The 15,308-nt window shown below is 64.5% G+C and carries 13 protein-coding genes; 8 read left to right on the plus strand and 5 right to left on the minus strand.

The window, feature by feature from the left end:
- Position 1: 1 nt before the first annotated feature.
- The 4 genes from rnhB (at position 2) to GEV02_RS00595 (ending at position 5,216) form a co-directional block, all read left to right on the plus strand.
- Complete coding sequence (rnhB, locus tag GEV02_RS00580) at positions 2–643, plus strand: ribonuclease HII (RefSeq protein ID WP_328595680.1); 642 nt, start codon at positions 2–4, stop codon at positions 641–643.
- Entirely contained in the window at positions 640–1,425 is a 786-nt protein-coding gene (locus GEV02_RS00585) for a TrmH family RNA methyltransferase (protein ID WP_008449270.1), read from the plus strand. Before rnhB ends, GEV02_RS00585 begins: the two co-directional genes overlap by 4 nt.
- Before the next feature lie 21 nt (positions 1,426–1,446).
- Positions 1,447–2,649, plus strand: coding sequence for an EAL domain-containing response regulator (locus tag GEV02_RS00590; RefSeq protein WP_152836023.1), 1,203 nt, complete (start codon positions 1,447–1,449; stop codon positions 2,647–2,649).
- A gap of 119 nt (positions 2,650–2,768) precedes the next feature.
- Positions 2,769–5,216, plus strand: coding sequence for a catalase (locus tag GEV02_RS00595; RefSeq protein ID WP_152836024.1), 2,448 nt, complete (start codon positions 2,769–2,771; stop codon positions 5,214–5,216).
- Positions 5,217–5,303: 87 nt separating this feature from the next.
- Here the strand turns inward: GEV02_RS00595 and ppsR are convergent, their stop codons facing one another.
- Positions 5,304–6,152, minus strand: coding sequence for a posphoenolpyruvate synthetase regulatory kinase/phosphorylase PpsR (ppsR, locus tag GEV02_RS00600; protein WP_152836025.1), 849 nt, complete (start codon positions 6,150–6,152; stop codon positions 5,304–5,306).
- A gap of 153 nt (positions 6,153–6,305) precedes the next feature.
- Between ppsR and ppsA the strand changes: the two genes are divergently transcribed.
- The 3 genes from ppsA (at position 6,306) to GEV02_RS00615 (ending at position 10,299) form a co-directional block, all read left to right on the plus strand.
- Positions 6,306–8,735 (plus strand): phosphoenolpyruvate synthase, encoded by a 2,430-nt coding sequence (gene ppsA, locus GEV02_RS00605; RefSeq protein ID WP_152802245.1) that lies wholly within the window; start codon positions 6,306–6,308, stop codon positions 8,733–8,735.
- A 156-nt stretch (positions 8,736–8,891) separates the two neighbouring features.
- Positions 8,892–9,326, plus strand: coding sequence for an NfeD family protein (locus tag GEV02_RS00610; protein WP_152836026.1), 435 nt, complete (start codon positions 8,892–8,894; stop codon positions 9,324–9,326).
- A 22-nt stretch (positions 9,327–9,348) separates the two neighbouring features.
- Positions 9,349–10,299: an SPFH domain-containing protein gene (locus tag GEV02_RS00615; RefSeq protein WP_152800719.1), complete on the plus strand. Its 951-nt coding sequence runs from the start codon at positions 9,349–9,351 to the stop codon at positions 10,297–10,299.
- 4 nt (positions 10,300–10,303) lie between these two features.
- Here GEV02_RS00615 and GEV02_RS00620 read toward each other — a convergent pair whose 3' ends face one another.
- Positions 10,304–11,848: an SGNH/GDSL hydrolase family protein gene (locus tag GEV02_RS00620; RefSeq protein WP_152836027.1), complete on the minus strand. Its 1,545-nt coding sequence runs from the start codon at positions 11,846–11,848 to the stop codon at positions 10,304–10,306.
- Entirely contained in the window at positions 11,848–12,942 is a 1,095-nt protein-coding gene (locus GEV02_RS00625) for a GSCFA domain-containing protein (protein ID WP_152836028.1), read from the minus strand. The genes GEV02_RS00620 and GEV02_RS00625 overlap by 1 nt, the downstream gene beginning before the upstream one ends.
- A 79-nt stretch (positions 12,943–13,021) precedes the next feature.
- Here GEV02_RS00625 and GEV02_RS00630 point away from each other — a divergent pair, with 79 nt between their 5' ends.
- Positions 13,022–13,438, plus strand: a complete 417-nt coding sequence (locus GEV02_RS00630; RefSeq protein WP_152836029.1) for a DUF4259 domain-containing protein — start codon at positions 13,022–13,024, stop codon at positions 13,436–13,438.
- A 53-nt stretch (positions 13,439–13,491) separates the two neighbouring features.
- Here GEV02_RS00630 and GEV02_RS00635 read toward each other — a convergent pair whose 3' ends face one another.
- On the minus strand, positions 13,492–14,109 hold the full coding sequence (locus tag GEV02_RS00635; protein ID WP_152836030.1) for a PEP-CTERM sorting domain-containing protein: 618 nt from the start codon (positions 14,107–14,109) through the stop codon (positions 13,492–13,494).
- Positions 14,110–14,241: 132 nt separating this feature from the next.
- Entirely contained in the window at positions 14,242–15,297 is a 1,056-nt protein-coding gene (locus GEV02_RS00640) for a TIGR03118 family protein (RefSeq protein WP_235922555.1), read from the minus strand.
- Between the last annotated feature and the right edge of the window lie 11 nt (positions 15,298–15,308).

Consider the following 15,308-nt stretch of genomic DNA (forward strand, 5'->3'; position numbering starts at 1 on the left):
CGTGAATAATCAAAACCCCGGCCTGTTCGACTTCCTGCCCGACTCGCCCGATGAAATCATATGCGGCGTCGACGAGGCGGGCCGTGGTCCGCTGGCCGGCCCGGTGTACGCGGCGGCCGTTATCCTGGACGTCTCGCGTCCCATCGAAGGCCTGCGCGATTCCAAGAAGCTGACCGAAGCCAAACGCGATCTCCTGGCGCCACTGATCAAGGCCAACGCGCTGGCGTGGGCCATCGCCGAAGCGTCGGAAGAGGAAATCGACAAGCTCAATATTTTGCAGGCGTCGATGCTGGCGATGCGGCGTGCCGTGGAGGCGCTGAGCACCGTGCCGACGCTGGCCCTGATCGACGGCAACCGCTGCCCGGTGATGAAGATCCAGAGCATCGCAGTGGTGGGCGGCGACGACAAGGTCGATGCGATTTCTGCCGCCTCGATCCTGGCCAAGACCGCACGCGACGCCGCGCTGGTGACGCTGCACGCGCAGTATCCGCAGTACTGCTTCGACCAGCACAAGGGCTACGGCACCGCGCTGCACCTGGAGCGTCTGCGCGAGCACGGCGCGTCGCCGGTGCACCGCCGTTCCTTCGCGCCGGTGCGCAAGGTATTGGAAGAATTCGCGCTGCGCGCGGGGAAGGCAGCATGAAGACCATCACCTCGCGCGACAACGCGCAGTACAAAGAGCTGGTCAAGCTGGCCGGCAGTTCGCAGGCGCGCCGCAAGTCCGGCCGCACGCTGCTCGACGGCGTGCACCTGTGCCAGGCCTTCCTGCAATTGCGCGGCCTGCCGGAGCAGTGCGTGGTCAGCGAATCGGCGCTGCACAACCCGGAAGTGATGGACATCGTCGGCCAGCTGGAGGCGCAGCACGCACACGTGCTGGGATTGCCGGATGCGCTGTACAACGCCGTCAGCCAGGTCGAACACGGCGTCGGCGTGATGTTCCTGATCGAGACGCCGGAGCGCGCCGTGACCGAGCCGCTGGCCGTGTCGGCGGTGCTGCTCGATAACGTGCAGGATCCCGGCAACGTCGGCTCCATCCTGCGCAGCGCGGCGGCGGCCGGCATCACCCAGGTGTATTGCAGCGCCGGTTCGGCGTTCTGCTGGTCGCCCAAGGTGCTGCGCGCGGCCATGGGCGCGCACTTCGTGCTGGAGATTTTCGAGAACGTCGACCTGGCGGCGCTGGTGGCCGCGTCCAAGGTGACGTCGCTCGCCACCAGCGGCTACGCCACCCAGCGCCTGTACGACGTCGACCTGCGCCAGCCGGTGGCGTGGCTGTTCGGTCACGAAGGGCAAGGCGTGGCGGACGATCTGCTGTCGATGGCGACCCATCAGGTGGTGATCCCGCACCTCGGCCAGGTGGAGTCGCTCAACGTCGCCGCCTGCGCGGCAGTATGCTTTTTCGAGCAAGTAAGGCAGAATCAGACATAAACGCAGCTTTGGGAGCCGTACATGGATATCGCGCAGTTGCACTTTCTGGTAGCCGAAGGGGATCAGGTACAACGCCATGCGCTGGCCGATATCCTGGTGCACCTGGGCGTGGGCCGCATCACGCAGGCTCCCGACGGCCATACTGCACTGCGCCATTTCAGCGCCGGCATCACACCTAAAGTCGATATCGCCATCATCGACCTGGCCTTGCCGGGCATGGATGCGCTGGAACTGATACGCCGCCTGGCCGACGCCAAATCGCGCGTGGGCGTGGTGGTGGTGGGTGCGCAGTCCAATGCGGTGTTGTTTTCCGTGGAGACGATGGCGGCCGCCTATGGCATCAATATGCTGGGCGCGATCGGCAAGCCGGTGATCGGTAGCCGGTTGGAATCGCTGATCGCCAACTACCTGCAACCCGAGGAAGCGCGCAGCGCCGGCCGCGAGCAGGCGCCGGCCATCTCGTTCGCCGAGGTGGGGCAGGGCTTGCAGATGCGCGAGTTCGATCCCTTCTTCCAACCCAAGATCGAGCTGGAGACAGGGCAGGTCAAGGGACTGGAGATGTTCGCCCGCTGGCGCCATCCGCTGTATGGCGTGCTTGGGCCGGCGTCGTTCATGCAGGTGCTGGAGGATAACCGCCGCATCGACTTTCTCGACTGGAGCATGATCGAAAAGTCGGTGGCGGCCTGCCGCACCCTGCACGACCAGGGCATACCGATTTCGTTTTCCATCAATGTCGACCAGAGCACGCTGGCGCATCCGCAGTTCATGGAGCAGATCGCGGCCTGCCTGGAACGGCATCGCATCATGCCCGACTACATCACCTTCGAGATGACCGAGTCGGCGGTGCTGACCACTGATCCGCATTTCCTGGAACGGCTGCTGCGCTTGCGCATGAAGGGCTTCGGCCTGGCCATCGACGACTACGGCACGGGGCGCAGCAACCTGCAGCTGCTGGCGCGCATTCCGTTCTCCGAATTGAAGATCGACCGCAGCTTTGTCGACGGGGCGTCCAAGAAGCAGGCCATCGGCACAGTGCTGCGCTCCTGCCTGGGCCTGGCGCGCAGCCTGGACCGGCGCTCGGTGGCGGTCGGCGTCGAGACCAAGCAGGATTGGGATTTCCTGCAAGGACTGGGCTGCACCTATGCCCAGGGCTATTACATCGCCAAGCCGATGCCGGTCGAGGAGTTCCCGGCCTGGCTGGCCGATTGGCAACATTTCTTCTAAGCGCAGCGGGCGCGGCCCGCTGCGTTCGGTTTGCGCGCCGTCAAATACCTAAGGCCGTTAGAAAAGCACACTGAATCTCCGCCTCCCGCCCGGGCAGGCGATCATTCACGAGGTGCGACATGGCTAATCCCAAAGACAACGGCGGCGCGGTGGACGGCGCCGGTTCCATTCTGAGCACGGTGGCCGGCCCGGCCGAACCGCCGCATCCGGAGCGGCTAGGCCCTCCGAATCAGATCGCCGATCAGCTGCTGGAAAAAGTCACCACCGACGAGCAGCTCGCCGCCGACATGCCCTTCAACGAGACCAAGCCGCTGGAATATGGCGAAGCCGCTTTCACCCCGCATGTGGGCGAGACGCGCACGCCGGCCAGCCAGCTCACCACCGCCGGCACCAGTACTGAAACGGTGGCCTCGCCCAAGGTCGGCGACGGCCATCCGGACATCGGCGACAATCCGCTCGATGGCCCGCTGGACCGCGTGCGGGTGGACGACAGCGGTCGCGAACTGACCACCAACCAGGGCGTGAAGGTGGCCGACAACCAGGACAGCCTGAAGATAGGCCTGCGCGGCCCGACGGCGATGGAAGACTTCATCCTGCGCGAGAAAATCACCCACTTCGATCATGAGCGCATCCCGGAACGCGTGGTGCACGCGCGCGGCTCGGCGGCGCACGGCTACTTCGAAAGCTACGCCGACCACAGCGCCATCACGCGCGCTTCGCTGTTCGCTGAAGCGGGCAAGCGCACGCCGGTGTTCGTGCGCTTCTCGACGGTGGCCGGCGAACGCGGTTCGGCTGACACGGTGCGCGATGTGCGCGGCTTCGCCGTCAAGTTCTATACGGATCAGGGCAACTGGGATTTGGTCGGCAATAACATCCCCGTGTTCTTCATCCAGGACGCGATGAAGTTCCCGGACCTGATCCACGCGGTCAAGCCGGAGCCGCACAACGGCATGCCGCAGGCGGCCAGCGCGCACGATACCTTCTGGGACTTCGCCTCGCTCAGCCCCGAGATCACGCACATGCTGATGTGGCACACCTCGGACCGCGCTATCCCGCGCAGCTATCGCATGATGCAGGGCTTCGGCGTGCACACCTTCCGGCTGGTGAACGCGCAGGGCGCTTCGCTGTTCTGCAAATTCCACTGGACGCCGATGGCCGGCACGCACTCGCTGGTGTGGGACGAGGCGGCCCGCCTGACCGGCGCCGATCCCGACTACCATCGGCGCGATTTGTGGGAGGCCATCGAGGCCGGCCAGTTCCCCGAGTGGGAGCTGGGCGTGCAGACCTTCAGCGCCGAGCAGGCTGCGCAGTTCCCCTTTGACGTGCTTGATCCGACCAAGCTGGTGCCGGAGGAGATGGTGCCGGTGCAGCCGCTGGGCAAGCTGGTGTTGGACCGCAATCCCGATAACTTCTTCGCCGAGACGGAGCAGGTGGCCTTCTGCGCCGCGCACGTGGTGCCGGGCATCGACTTCAGCGACGACCCGTTGCTGCAAGGGCGTATCCACTCATACATCGATACGCAGATCTCGCGCCTGGGCGGGGCCAACTTCCACGAGATCCCGATCAACACGCCGCTGGCGCAGATCCACAACAACCAGCGCGACGGCATGCACCGGCAGTCGCTCAATCGCGGGCGGGTCAGCTACGAGCCCAATTCGCTGGCGGGCGGGTGTCCGTTCCAGGCCGGGGCGGCGGGCTTCACCAGCTTCCCCGAGCCGCTGACGGCGGCCAAGGTGCGCGGCAAGCCGGAGCTGTTTGCCGACCACTACTCGCAGGCGCGCCTGTTCTGGAACAGCCAGACGCCGGTGGAGCAGAACCACATCATCGCCGCCTTCCGCTTCGAGCTGACGCGGGTGCAGACGCCGGCCATACGCCGCCGCGTACTGGCTGGTCTGGTCAACGTCGCGCAGAAGCTGGCGCAGGGCGTGGCCGATGGTCTGGGCATGGAGGTGCCGCCGCCGTTGCCGCTGTCGACGGATCTGCCGATCCACGACTACCCGCCGTCGCCGGCATTGTCGCTATTCAGCCGTCCCGGCACCACGGGCCTCAAGACCTTGCGGGTGGCGCTGCTGGTGGCGCCGGGCGTCGATGCGGGGCAGGTGCGGCAGTTGTATGCAGCGTTGCTGGATGTCGGTGTGGTGCCGCGCCTGGTGGGCGAGCGGGTCGGCCCCTTGCCGGGTTCGGACCTGGACGTGGAGATCAGTTTCGAGACGGGGCCGTCGATGTTATGGGATGGCGCCATCGTGCCGGATCGCGCCGACGCCTACACGCTGGCGGACGACCAGCCGCAGAGCACCACGCCGGGCGGCACGCTACTCAATCGCGAGGTGGCGGCGATGGAGTTCCTGCGCTTGCAGTACCGGCACGACAAGCCGCTGCTGGCGCTGGGGAACGGCGCGCAGCTGGTGTACGCGGCAGGTCTGCCGCTGGCGCTGCCGGATGGTGAGACCGATCCCGGCCTGATTATCACGGAGCGTGGCGGCAGCAGCGTGGCGCTGGCGCGGTTCGAGGATGCGCTGGCCCATCGCCGCATCTACGCCCGCGAAACCGATCCGCCGCGCGTCTGAAGTGTCATTCCCGCGCACGCGGGAATCCATGGCCGGCGAGGCCGCCGGCGCAGCATGGGCTCCCGCTTTCGCGGGAGCGACGGTCACTTAATACTCGCGCCGGTTAGGCTTGATCTCTTGCAGGATGGTGGTCGAGATTTCCTCGATCGACTTGGTGGTCGATGACAGCCAGCGTATGCCTTCGCGCTTCATCATCATCTCCGCCTCGTTGACTTCGTAGCGGCAGTTCTCGATCGACGCGTACTTGCTGCCGGCGCGGCGTTCGTTGCGGATCTCGGCCAGGCGCTCTGGCGTGATGGTCAGTCCGAAGATCTTCGGCTTGAACTCGTACAGCGACGACGGCAGCTTGCCGCGCTCGAAATCGTCCGGGATCAGCGGATAGTTGGCCGCCTTGATCCCGTACTGCATCGCCAGGTACAGGCTGGTCGGGGTCTTGCCCGAGCGCGATACGCCCACCAGGATCACGTCCGCCGACGACAGGTTCTTGTGCGACTGGCCGTCATCGTGCGCCAGCGAGAAGTTGATCGCCTCGATGCGGTTTTTGTATTCCTCGCTGTCCACAATGTTGTGCGAACGGCCGATGGTATGGGTCGATTTGACACCCAGTTCTTGTTCCAATGGAGCAACGAATGTTTGGATCAAATCCATGTGCATGCCCTTGCACTGGCGGATCACGTTCGACAGTTCGGTTTTGACCAGCGTGGAAAAGATGATCGGCCGTTGACCATCAGTCGCAAACGCCTCGTTGATCTTGCGTGCCGCGTCGTACGCCTTGTCCAGCGTATCGATGAAGGGCAGCCGGATCTGGCGGAAGCGCAGCTCGAACTGGGTCAAAACCGAGTGACCAAAGGTTTCTGCGGTGATGCCGGTGCCGTCGGAAACGAAGAAGACCGTGCGGGCCACGGCGGGCAGGGGAGGACGTTGTTCTTGTGTCATGTAGAGTAAGCCTGTCATTATTGTGAATCGTCAATTTGGGCCGCAGGCTGTAGAATGGGCGCCATAGGTAAGATTGTGCTGCACGACGACCAGAATAACAAGAAACAAGTCTGCGCCTCGCTGGAAGATTTCTATCATCAAAAAGGTGTCATTATGTCCAACGCAGCATTGAAGGAGCAGAGTAACGGAGCGGTATACGTCGCATCGTTCGAACATTTGCGCATGACGGATGTTGAATCCGTCGGCGGAAAAAACGCCTCATTAGGCGAAATGATCAGCCAACTGGCTGGCGCCGGCGTCCGGGTTCCGGGCGGCTTCGCCACCACGGCCCAGGCTTTCCGTGACTTCCTGTCGCACAGCGTCGACGGCGGCAAGCCGCTGGCCGAGCGCATCGCCGACCGTCTGGCCGACCTGAATATCGACGACGTGCGCGCCCTGGCGCAAGCCGGCGCCGAGATCCGTCAATGGATCGTCGAAACCCCGTTCCAGCCACGCCTGCAACAGGAAATCGAAACCTTCTACAACCAGCTGGTTGCCGATTCCAGCACCGAGATGTCGTTCGCCGTGCGCTCCTCGGCCACCGCCGAAGACTTGCCGGACGCTTCGTTCGCCGGTCAGCAGGAGACCTTCCTCAACGTGGTCGGCATCGAGAACGTGCTCGACGCGATGAAGCATGTCTTCGCATCGCTGTACAACGACCGCGCCATCTCCTACCGCGTACACAAAGGCTTCACCCACGCTGAAGTCGCGCTGTCGGCCGGCGTGCAGCGCATGGTCCGTTCCGACCTGGGCGCCGCTGGCGTCATGTTCACCATCGATACCGAGTCCGGCTTCAAGGACGTGGTCTTCGTCACCTCCAGCTATGGCCTGGGCGAGACGGTGGTGCAGGGCGCGGTCAATCCGGACGAATTCTACGTCCACAAACCGATGCTGGAAAAAGGCAAATCGCCTGTCATCCGCCGCAACATCGGCTCCAAGCTGCTGAAGATGGAGTTCACCAACGAAGCCAAGGCTGGCCGCTCGGTCAAGACCGTGGACGTGCCGGTCGAACTGCGCAACCGCTACTCGCTGAACGACACCGAAGTGGTGGAACTGGCCAAGTACGCCGTCATCATCGAAAACCACTACGGCCGTCCGATGGACATCGAGTGGGGCAAGGATGGCCGCGACGGCAAACTGTACATCCTGCAAGCGCGTCCTGAAACCGTCAAGTCGCAGCAGAAGGCGACCGATGTGCAGCAGCGCTTCAAGCTGAAATCGAGTGGCACCGTGCTGGCCTCGGGCCGCGCTATCGGCCAGAAGATCGGCGCCGGTCCTGTGCGCGTGATCCACGATCCGGCCGACATGGAACGCGTGCAGCCGGGCGACGTGCTGGTCGCCGACATGACCGACCCTAACTGGGAACCGGTGATGAAGCGCGCTTCGGCCATCGTCACCAATCGCGGCGGCCGTACCTGCCACGCGGCGATTATCGCCCGTGAACTGGGCGTGCCTGCGGTTGTCGGTTGCGGCGACGCCACCGAGATCCTGAAGGACGGCACTTTCGTCACCGTGTCCTGCGCCGAAGGCGACGAGGGCAAGATCTACGACGGCCTGCTGGAAACCGAAATCTCGGAAGTGTCGCGCGGCGAGCTGCCCAAGCTGCCGACCAAGATCATGCTCAACGTCGGCAATCCACAGCTGGCGTTCGACTTCCAGTCCGTGCCGAACGGCGGCGTTGGTCTGGCGCGTCTTGAGTTCATCATCAACAACAACATCGGCGTGCATCCAAAAGCGATTCTGGAATACCCGAACATCGACGCCGATCTGAAAAAAGCGGTGGAGTCGGTCGCGCGCGGCCACGCCTCGCCGAAAGCCTTCTACGTCGACAAGCTGGCCGAAGGTATCGCCACCATCGCCGCCGCCTTCTGGCCGAAGCCAGTGATCGTGCGCCTGTCGGACTTCAAGTCCAACGAGTACAAGAAGCTGATCGGCGGTTCGCGCTACGAGCCGGATGAAGAAAACCCGATGCTGGGCTTCCGTGGCGCGGCGCGCTACCTGGCTGCCGATTTCGCCGGCGCCTTCGAAATGGAATGCGCCGCGATGAAGCGCGTGCGTAACGACATGGGTCTGACCAACGTCGAGATCATGGTGCCGTTCGTGCGTACGCTGGGCCAGGCCGAGAAGGTCGTCAACCTGCTGGCTAAAAACGGTCTGGTGCGCGGCGAGAACGACCTGCGTCTGATCATGATGTGCGAAGTGCCGTCCAACGCCATCCTGGCCGACAAGTTCCTCGAACACTTCGACGGCTTCTCGATCGGTTCCAACGACCTGACCCAGCTGACCCTGGGTCTGGACCGCGATTCCGGCATGGCGCTGCTGGCGGCCGACTTCGACGAACGCGACGAAGCCGTCAAGGCCTTGCTATCGCTGGCGATCAAGGCTTGCCGCGCGCAGGGCAAGTACATCGGCATCTGCGGCCAGGGGCCTTCCGATCATCCGGACTTCGCGGTCTGGCTGATGGAGCAGGGCATCGAATCGATGTCGCTGAACCCGGACTCGGTGATCGATACCTGGCAGAAGCTGGCAGCACTGCAAAAGTAATTAAGTGTTGACGTAGGCGTAAATTGGTTTAGACTGGTGTTGTCGAATTGAGTTGCAAATAACACTATCAATACCAAGCGCCTTGTAGCAAAAACCCTCGCAGCCCGCACCGGGAAGCGGGGGTTTTTGCATTTTTAAACCTGAGAGGAGTGCATCATGGCTGACTGGAGTTTTTGGTTGGTGGCGGCTGGCGCTACTGTGATCCTGGAACTGTTCAGCGGAACCTTTTACCTGCTGATGATCGCCATCGGCCTGACGTCCGGCGCGCTGGCTGCGCTGCTGGGCTTTGGCATGGCGACGCAGACGCTGCTTGCCGCCGTGGTCGGCGTGGCGGCCACCGTGCTGTTGCGGCGCAGCCGTTTCGGCAAGCTGGAAAACCGCACCGAGGCCGCGCGCGACCCCAACGTCAATATGGACATCGGCCAGACCGTGCACGTGCCGGCCTGGCAGGACGGCGCGGCGCGCGTGATGTATCGCGGCGCGCTGTGGGATGTGGAACTGGAGACGGGTGCAGCGGCCGGCAGCGGCGCGGCGCCCGGGCAATACACGATACGCGAAGTACGCGGCAGCCGCCTGATCGTGGCGGCTTAAGATTTACCTACTGGAGAGTTTTATGGATATCAGTTTCGGCAATGTCACCTTCATCCTTTTCATCCTGGCCTTGGTGTTTGTGTTCAAGACCATCAATGTCGTTCCGCAGCAGCACGCCTGGGTGGTCGAGCGGCTGGGCAAGTACCACGCCACGCTGGGGCCTGGCCTGAACATCGTGATTCCGTTTGTCGACCGCATCGCCTACAAGCACGTGCTGAAAGAGATCCCGCTCGACGTGCCGCCGCAGGTCTGCATCACGCGCGACAACACGCAGTTGCAGGTTGACGGCATCCTGTACTTCCAGATCACCGATGCGATGCGCGCCTCGTATGGTTCGTCCAACTACATCGCCGCCATCACGCAGCTGGCGCAGACCACGCTGCGTTCGGTGATCGGCCGCATGGAACTGGATAAAACGTTTGAAGAGCGCGAGCATATCAACACCGCCATCGTCAACGCGATCGATGAATCGGCCGCCAACTGGGGCGTCAAGGTGCTGCGCTACGAGATCAAGGATTTGACGCCGCCGAAGGAAATCCTGCACGCGATGCAGGCGCAGATTACCGCCGAGCGTGAGAAGCGCGCGCTGATCGCGGCATCGGAAGGCCGCAAGCAGGAACAGATCAACATCGCCAGCGGCGAGCGTGAAGCGCAGATCGCCCGTTCGGAAGGCGACAAGCAGGCCGCCATCAACCGCGCGCAGGGCCAGGCCGCAGCCATCGTCGCGCTGGCCGAGGCGAATGCGTCGGCGCTGCGCCAGGTGGGTGCTGCGATCCGCGAACCGGGCGGCGAGGACGCCGTCAACCTGAAGGTCGCCGAGCAGTACGTTGGCGCCTTCTCGCAACTGGCCAAGACCAACAACTCCATCATCATCCCGGCCAACCTGGGCGAGATGAGCGGCTTGATCGCCACCGCCATGCAAGTGGTCAAATCGCAGAAGGATGCGCCGCTGGTCAAGCCGGCCAAGGCTTAAGGCCTTAAGCCATCGCCATCGCCCGCACCGTTACCTGCGGGCCGTCGAACGGCGGGGCGGCTGTCATGCCTGCCACGCCGTACTGGAAGGGGTCGAGCGGCCACTCATGCAGGCCGCTCCACACCACGCGGAACGGTTCGCTGGTGGCCAGCGGCATCAGCGCGATCTCCACCAGGCTGATGTCGCCCAGCGTCGGATCGAGGCTGCACAGCGTGGCGGCCGGATCGTACACCGCCAGCGCACCCGGCTCGCTGCTCATCACATGCACCGTCTCGCCGGCGATGGAGGCGAAACCTATGACGCCATTCCCGCCCAGCCGCAGCACGGCCTTGCGCACGCCGGAGCTTTGCGCGGCGCGCGCCAGCACCTGCGGTGCGCTGCCCGCTGGGATGCGGCTCGGGCGGAAGCTCGACACCGTCATCGCATAGTCCACGTCCCCGTGCAGCACCGCCTGGCCCACGCCCTGGCCGAGCAGCTGCGCCGCCAGTGCCAGTTGTTCGGCGCTCGGTTGCGCGGTCAGCAGCGCGGCGCGGCCGGCGGCCGGCGCCGAAACCCAGTCCGCGCGCGACACCAGCTCCGATACGGCGCGGTAGCTGTCAGGCGATGCCTCCAGCGATTGCAGCGTGTGTGCCGGCACGTCCAGCCGGCCGATGCTGACACCCGGCAGCGGACGTTCAAGCGCCACCGCCTGCGCATGGCGGGGCGCTTGCGTGGCCGCGTGCTGGTAGCGCGCGACGTTGTGCGCGTCCCAGGTATGCTGCCGCAGGCTGGCGACGATCTTGTCGAGCGAAACCTGCGCCGCCGCCACCGTCAGATGGGTGCCGTCCAGATCGAACTCCGGCCGCAGATAGCCGTCCTCGCACAGCTCCGGCCACACGTCGATGAAAGGGATGCTGATGGCCGCGCACTCGCGCGCCAGGAACTGATTGGCGATCACCGTCAGCTTGGCGCGCACCGACTTGTGCACCTTGGTCCAGCGCAGCGTGGCCGCGTCGTCCGGCGTGCGCGGCGGCACGCAGTGCACCATCATGCGCGTGAAGCCGAAGGCGCGCAGCAGCCGCAGGCCTTCTGTGAAGGGCGACAGCAGCTTCTCCATCTGCGCGCGGATGGTGGCGTAGGCCACCGGCCGCCTGTCGCGGTCGACGCCGTAGTGCGGATCGTCGGGCAGTTCGAAATCGTAGTCGGCGAATTGGCTCAGCAGATGATGGATATCCAGGTCGCCGATGCACAGCACCACGGCCGGCGCCACGACGGCGCGCTTCTCCATCCAGGCGCCGCTGATGGTGCTGCCGTCGAGCGAATGGTGGGCCGGGGACAGGTCGGGGCGCAGCAGCTCCTCGGCGCGGAACGCTTCCAGCAAATCCTGGTGAAACGCGCGCACCGCCGGATCGCAGAAATTCTGCGCCAGCACGTGCGGCAGGTAGCGGGTGCGGGTCTGGAACAGCTGCTCGCTGCCGGCGGTGCGGAACAGCAGATTACGGAAGATGAGCGTGTGGCTTTCGCCGATGAGGTGGATGGGACTCGGCGTGCCGAGCAGGGTAACCGCCATTATGCTTGTCCTTTCGCCGTGTGGCTGGCCAGTGCGTCCATCACCAGTTGTTCGTCGCACATCGGTTGGTCCGGCAGCGCGGGCGTGGCGGCTCGCGGTGCGGCGGCCGCTGCCGGGATGGCCGCATCGCCCATGTACTGGCGGCGGAAGCAGGCGATCACGTGCTCCACGGCGGCCGGCAGCACGCTGCGGCGGTCGGGCGCGAAGTAGTTGTTGCTGTCGCCGCTTGCGGTGACGATTTCATACGACGCGAAGTAGTGCGCGTTGGCGTGCTTGCGCACGATCTCCTCGCAGGCCACGCGCAGCACCGCTTTCGAATACGTGGTCGCTTGCAGCACATGGCGTTCCTCGAAGGTCGCCATCAGCGGCACCGGCGACACCGTCAGGATCACCTGTGCGCGCGGGTTGACCTCGGCCAGCCGCGTCATGAACTGCGACATATGCTCGCTGACCTCGGCCACGCTGAAGTTGTGATAGCCGTGGCGGGCCGGATCGAACTCGCCGCCCAGGCCGGAGCCGGGACAGACCGGGAACACCGCGCCATCCTCGTTGCTGAGCCACGATTCGGTCAGGCCCAGCGTGAACACGAACACGTCGAGCTGTTCGAACATGCTGCGCACGGCCGCCAGGTGTTCGCGCCGGTCCCACAGGCATTCGCTCTCGCTGGCGTAGCCGCCCGGCTGCACCGACGGCCGGAACGGATCGACATAACCGCCTTCGGCATTGCGCCACAACGGTTCGGCCGGTTCGAAGCGGCCGTAGGCGCGGTCGAACAGTTGCAGCAGTTGCAGCGTGGTGTAGATGTTGCCGTAGCGCGCGGAATAGACGCCGTAGCCCAGCGCCTTGCGGTCCGCCTCGGCGATGAAGCCGGGGCCGGTCTCGGCCACCATGTAGCCGTAGCCGCTTTGCTGCAGCGCTTCGGCAATGCGTTGTGCGAAGCAGCTGCCGGCCGACGCCACCTGTTGCTGCGGCGTGATCTGCATGCGCGGCGCCAGATGGGGATCGATGTCGGCGGCCGGCTTGCCGGCCACTGCGTCTTTCCAGCGCGCGCCAGCCGGCACCTTCAGATACGGGGAGGATGGATGTAGCGACATGGAGGCGTCTGATAAAATGTTGGAGGAAACAATATATCATATGGGCCGCCGGCAAAAAGCGGCCTCGACAGGAGCAGCGATGGGTACATGGGCGGTGGACGCGTTCGGCAATGATTACGCGCAGGACTGGGCGGAAGATCTGGAACAGACCAGCAACCTGGAGGCGGTGGAGAACACACTCGACACGGCGCTGGAAAACAACGGTGGCGTGCTGGAAGCGCCGTTCGGCGCCGAGGCGCTGGTGGCGATCGAAGTGCTGGCGCGCTTGCAGGGCAAGGGCGGCGAGCGCAGCGAAGACAGCGCGGCGGTGGACGCCTGGGTGGAAGCGCGCAAGCCCAAGGCCCGCGTGCGTACCGACCTGGCCGAGAAGGCCGGCCGCGCCATCGAACGCATCCTGTCCGAGCAATCCGAGTTGCGCGAACTGTGGGCCGACAGCGAGCATTACGCCGACTGGTGCGCGGCGGTGGAAGAGCTGCGCGGCCGCATCTCCGCCTGAAAAACAAAACGCCCCGACCTCGGGGCGTTGTTCATTGCGGCATGCAGTGCTGCTTACTTGGCTGCCTTGCGGCGGCGGGCGGCGAAGCCGACCAGACCCAGGCCGGCCAGCATCATGGCGTAGGTTTCAGGTTCAGGCACGGCGGTGGTCAGCGAGACGTTGTCCAGCGAGGTGCCCAGGCTGTCGTCGGTGCCGATGGCGGTGAACTTCAGCGACATCAATGCGCCGTTGCCGGTCAGCGTGTAGGTGCGGGTTTCCCAGCCGCCGCCCAGCGAGTTGTTCACGCTGGCGACCGCGTTGCCGCCCCAGGTCACAGCCAGGCCTTGCGACGAGGTGTCGACGCCTGGACGGTCCTGGAACTGGAAGCTCAGCGTGTACTGCTGGCCGAGGCCGGTCAGCACGTCGTGGCTGATGCTGCTGTTGTGATAGGTGTCCAGCTCGACGAAGTTGACGCCCTGTGCCGCGACACCGGCCACGTTGTTGCGCAGTTCGATGCCGTAGGCGCCGCCGGTCCAGTCGGTCAGGTTGGTGTAGTTTGCCCAAGTGCCGTTGGCTTGCAGGTCGGCTTCGAAGCCGCCGTTCAGCAGCAGTTCGACCGGCGCGGCCATTGCGCTACCACTTGCCAGCAGGGCAGCGATTGCGACGGATTTGATCATTTTAATGGTTTTCATCGTTGTAATTCCCTGTGTGTGTTGTGACTTGGCAATTCATGTTTCTCGTTAGACATGATAATTGTAATTCAGTAATCATCGTGAACCAAGCGATTTTTGCCTATTTGGTAGGAATACTCTGATTTTGTGGCTTTACTGCATATCGATGCGACCGTAGAGCCCATGCGCCTCGTCGCCTGGTCCGGCGGCAAAAAACAGCGTGTTGACGGGCTGGCTGTTGACGCCCGGCCCGAAGGCGATGCCCCACAAACCGTCGATGACGATGGCGCTGCCGCTCGTGTTGGACAGCGTGCCGGCCATGGCGCCGGTGGCCGGGTCGTAGGCGTTGATCTTGCCGTCGCCAAAGTTGGCCACCAGCAGTTTGCCGCTGTAGGTGCCGAAGTTGGCCGGCGCCAGCGCCATGCCCCACGGGGCGTTGAGCACGCCGCCCATCGCCAATTGCTTGACCAGGTTGCCCGCCGTATCGAACACGTCGATCGCGCCCAGTCCGGCACCTGCCACTTCGTCGTCGCCGCCGCTTTCACGCTGGGCGTAGGCGATGTAGATGCGGTCGCCGACGGCCTGGATGCCGAACGGCGCATAGTTGGCCGGCAGCGTGGTGTCGCGGAAGGCGCCGGGCAGCGTCACCTTGTTGAAGTTGGCGTCGAAGATGTCGACGCGGCTGTTGTGGAAGTCGGCCGCGTACAGGTAGTTGGCGTTGTTCCAGGTGGCGATGGCCAGGCCCTTGTAGACCGCCTGCGCGCCCGCGCCGTCGAACAAGGTGACGGCGTTGTTGCGGTCGGCCGTGGGCGACCAGGCGGCGATCTTGCCGCTCTCGGTGGCGAAGATGAACGGGCTGGCGCGGAAATCGGCGCTGCCGTTGTAGACGATGCCGGTCGGCGACGGTGGCGTGGCCACCACCAGCGCCTGCGCCATGCCGTTGCCGTCATACAGCGTGGAGGTGGAACTGCCGTTGTTGGCGACCCAGACGAAGCCGCTCGGATTGAAGGCGATGCCCCAGGCGTTGACCAGTTTGGCGTCGGTCTGGGCCGCGCTGCCGGCGGTGTCGCCGACCAGCTTGGTGAGTTTGAACTGGGTGAGTGCTGGTGGCGTGACGACTGGCGGTGGGGCCATAGGCGTATCGTAGCCGCCGCCTCCGCAGGCGGACAGGGCCAGGGTGGCCAGGATGGTGTATGGACGGGCGCGCATGGCGGCTCCTT

The organism is Rugamonas aquatica, assembly GCF_009380215.1.
GTDB lineage: Bacteria > Pseudomonadota > Gammaproteobacteria > Burkholderiales > Burkholderiaceae_D > Rugamonas > Rugamonas aquatica_B.